The organism is Dyella sp. 01N36 (genome assembly GCF_056399745.1).
The window spans coordinates 1-3,476 of record NZ_JBFTRY010000279.1 but is presented as its reverse complement, the minus strand read 5'-3'; the positions used below and the strand labels follow the sequence as shown (position 1 = coordinate 3,476).

The window sequence follows — 3,476 nt, the reverse complement described above, 5'->3', positions numbered from 1 at the left end:
CCCTCCCCGCCGGGGAGAGGGTTGGGGTGAGGGGCCAATCTAGACTCATCGTGAAACAGAGACGGTGCGTAGTTCTTGCTCGTCATCCCGGCGCACCCCACAAGAGGGGGCGAGGGCCGGAAGCGCTCTTCAACAGCCGGATGGCTGGTCATCCAGTAGCGGCGGTCTTTGATTGTCGCGATGCCGCGATCTGGTTCGCCTGCCGCGGGCTTCCGTGCCGCTGCCGCGGCCCGAGTTACTTTTCTTTGCTTGCCCAAAGAAAAGTAACCAAAAGAAACGGCACCCCGGATGACGCGCCTTCCGGGCCTTCGGCCCTCCAGGTGCGCGTGCGGGTTACGGGGTTTTTCGACAGGACATCCCTGTCCTGTCGAAAAACTGGCCGCATCCATGCGGCCACCCTTCGGGCTTTCCTCCACCCGCCCGCCGCGTCATACGGGGACYCCGRGRGCGAAGAGCCRSAYCAAGAGCCGAACAACGCCAGGCGCTACTGGGCCGGGCAGGTCTTTTGTAGGAGCGCACTTGTGCGCGACCAACCGACGGAGCGGTACATCCGAGCGCCGCGGTCGCGCACAAGTGCGCTCCTACAAGGGATCGCGYAAGTCAGTATCGATCGGCTCTTTGTGGGAGCGCACCCTGTGCGCGACSAWCCTACRGAGCGGTACACCCCAGCGTGGCTGTCGCGCACAGGGTGCGCTCCCACAGACAAGACCGTCTGACCTGCAGGCAAAAAGAAAGGCCGCCCGGAGGCGGCCTTTGCTTCTTCCAATCAAACCAATCAAACCCTACTGCGCGTGCCCTACGCCCGAATCGCCCTGCTCCAGCGGCGGTGGAGTACCGGCAACGGCCAGCAGCGATGTGGCGTAGCCGTCTTCGATGCTTACCGTGGACACCTCATCCCATGAGAAGAACGACGCTTCGCGCAGCCATTCCGCGTCGGGAGAGATCTCCTGCATGTTGAAGCCGTCTTCTTCCACGCTGATCAGTCGGCCGATGTAGCAGACCTCGGCCTCGTCCTCGCTGTCCACGTGCACGCCGATGACGGGTGCCTGGGCGGCAGCGGCCTGGATGACGCTGCGGATGTCGTCCAGCGGGAAGCCCCGGGGCGGACGCGGCATCAGGTGCTTGAGGACCAGCGCCTTTTCCATGAAGGGCGCGTGTTTGTCCGGCGCTTCCAGTTCGGAAACGTCGCGGTGGCGCATCACGTACATGCCGTCATAGGTGATGCCGTCACCGACCACCCACAGCAGAAAGAATTCACGGCCAACCCCGCCCACGTAGCCACAGAAGCTGCCGTGTTCGAGTTCACCGCGCCATAACCGGACCAGCTGATGCTTCTGCTGCGCCTCGCGCAGCTGAGCCCGCTGGCCGGTGGTCTTCAGTTCAATCACATTTCCCATGGTCAAAATTTTACCAGCCCGGGGCTTTCCCCTTGTTTACAGGATGTAACGCGACAAATCCTCGTCCTGGACCAGCACGCCGAGGTTTTTATCCACATATTCGGCGTCGATCAGGTATTTTTCGCCGGATTTGTCAGCAGCTTCGTAGGAGATCTTCTCCAGCAGGCGCTCGATCACGGTGTGCAGGCGGCGGGCGCCGATGTTCTCGGTCCGCTCGTTCACCTGGAAAGCCACCTCGGCCAGGCGGTCGATGCCTTCCTCCGTGAAGGTGATCGTCACGCCCTCGGTACCCAGCAAGGCGATGTACTGCTTGGTCAAGGCGTTATGCGGCTCGCGCAGAATGCGCTTGAAGTCGCCCACCGACAGCGCCGACAGCTCCACGCGGATCGGCAGGCGGCCCTGCAGCTCCGGGATCAGGTCCGAGGGCTTGGCCAGCGAGAACGCGCCGGAGGCGATGAACAGCATGTGGTCGGTCTTGATCGGGCCGTACTTGGTCGACACGGTCGAGCCTTCCACCAGCGGCAGCAGGTCGCGCTGCACGCCTTCGCGGCTGACGCCGGCGCCGCCCCACTCGGAGCGCTGGGCGATCTTGTCGATCTCGTCGATGAAGACGATGCCGTTCTGTTCGGCCGACTGCATGGCCTGCGCGCGCACTTCTTCCTCGTTGAGCAGCTTGGCGGCTTCTTCTTCCACCAGCATGGGACGAGCCGCCTTGATCGCGACCTTGCGCTGCTGGGTCTTGCCGCCGCCCATGTTCTGGAACATCTGGCGCAGCTGCTGACCCATTTCCTCCATGCCCGGCGGGGACATGATTTCCACGCCGACGTTGGTGGCGAAGTCGAGCTCGATCTCGCGATCGTCCAGGGCGCCTTCGCGCAGCTGCTTGCGCAGTTTCTGGCGGGTGTCGTTCTGCTCGCTGCTGGGCGCGGCGTCGTGCGACCAGTCCGAAGGGGTCTGGCGGCGCGGCAGCAGGGCGTCGAGGATGCGGTCTTCGGCGCGGTCTTCGGCCTGCGTGCGCACGCGCTTCATGGCCTGCTCGCGCACCAGCTTATAGGCGACGTCGGCGAGGTCGCGGACGATGGATTCGACATCCTTGCCCACRTAGCCCACCTCGGTGAACTTGGTGGCYTCSAYCTTSAYGAAYGGCGCATYGGCCAGCKTGGCSAGGCGGCGSGCGATYTCGGTCTTGCCSACGCCGGTSGGACCGATCATCAGGATGTTCTTGGGCGTTACTTCGTCGCGCAAGCCCGGTTCCAGCTGCATGCGGCGCCAGCGGTTGCGCAGTGCAATCGCCACGGCGCGCTTGGCGTCGTGCTGGCCGATGATGTAGCGGTCGAGTTCGTTGACGATTTCGCGGGGAGTAAGTTCGGACATGAGTTCACCGGAAAGATGAGTTTTCGCCCTCGTTCTGCATCAGCAAAACGACGGGACCAAGAGCCGTCGCGCCGAGCGCTTACAGCTCCTCGATCGTGGTGTTGTGGTTGGTATAGATGCAGATGTCGCCGGCGATCTTCAGCGCGCGCTCGACGATGGCGCGCGAATCCATCTCGGTGTTTTCAAGCAATGCCAACGCGGCAGACTGCGCGTAAGGACCGCCCGAGCCGATGGCGATCAAGCCATGTTCGGGTTCCAGCACGTCGCCGTTGCCGGAGATCAGCAGCGAGGCCTCTTTGTCGGCCACTGCCAGCATGGCTTCGAGGCGGCCCAGGCGGCGATCGGTGCGCCATTCCTTGGCCAGCTCCACCGCGGCGCGGGTGAGGTTGCCGCCGTGCTTGTCCAGCTTCTGCTCAAACAGCTCGAACAAGGTGAAGGCGTCGGCGGTGGCGCCGGCGAAACCGGCGATCACATTGCCTTTGCCCAGGCGGCGGATCTTGCGGGCGTTGGCCTTCATCACCGTGTTGCCGAGGGTGACCTGGCCATCGCCGCCAATCACGACCTGTCCGTTGCGGCGCACCGAAACGATGGTCGTGGCGTGAAAGGATTCCATGGGGGACTCCGTAAAGAGTGAATTCGCCAAAGGTGGGGCCGTAAGGGCGGAATCCAAGCCGCCGCCCGGCCAGCCCTTGTGGGAGCGCACCC

The 3,476-nt window shown here is 63.8% G+C and carries 3 protein-coding genes; all 3 read right to left on the bottom strand.

Annotated elements, in window-relative coordinates; translation table 11 throughout:
* Positions 1 to 782 precede the first annotated feature (782 nt).
* The 3 genes from AC1DMG_RS20940 to hslV all read right to left on the bottom strand — a co-directional run bounded on the left by AC1DMG_RS20940 (position 783) and on the right by hslV (position 3,384).
* A complete protein-coding gene (locus tag AC1DMG_RS20940) occupies positions 783 to 1,397 on the bottom strand; it encodes a hypothetical protein (RefSeq protein ID WP_046972847.1) in 615 nt (204 codons plus the stop codon).
* Between the two features lie 36 nt (positions 1,398 to 1,433).
* Positions 1,434 to 2,771, bottom strand: a complete 1,338-nt coding sequence (gene hslU / locus AC1DMG_RS20935; protein WP_477181037.1) for an ATP-dependent protease ATPase subunit HslU — start codon at positions 2,769 to 2,771, stop codon at positions 1,434 to 1,436.
* A gap of 79 nt (positions 2,772 to 2,850) precedes the next feature.
* A complete protein-coding gene (gene hslV / locus AC1DMG_RS20930; RefSeq protein WP_046972849.1) occupies positions 2,851 to 3,384 on the bottom strand; it encodes an ATP-dependent protease subunit HslV in 534 nt (177 codons plus the stop codon).
* Between the last annotated feature and the right edge of the window lie 92 nt (positions 3,385 to 3,476).

What these genes read in the sequence shown, in the direction of transcription:
- AC1DMG_RS20940 (WP_046972847.1), bottom strand. Translation starts at nt 1,397, where the DNA reads ATGGGAAATGTGATTGAACTGAAGACCACCGGCCAGCGGGCTCAGCTG.
- hslV (WP_046972849.1), bottom strand. Translation starts at nt 3,384, where the DNA reads ATGGAATCCTTTCACGCCACGACCATCGTTTCGGTGCGCCGCAACGGA.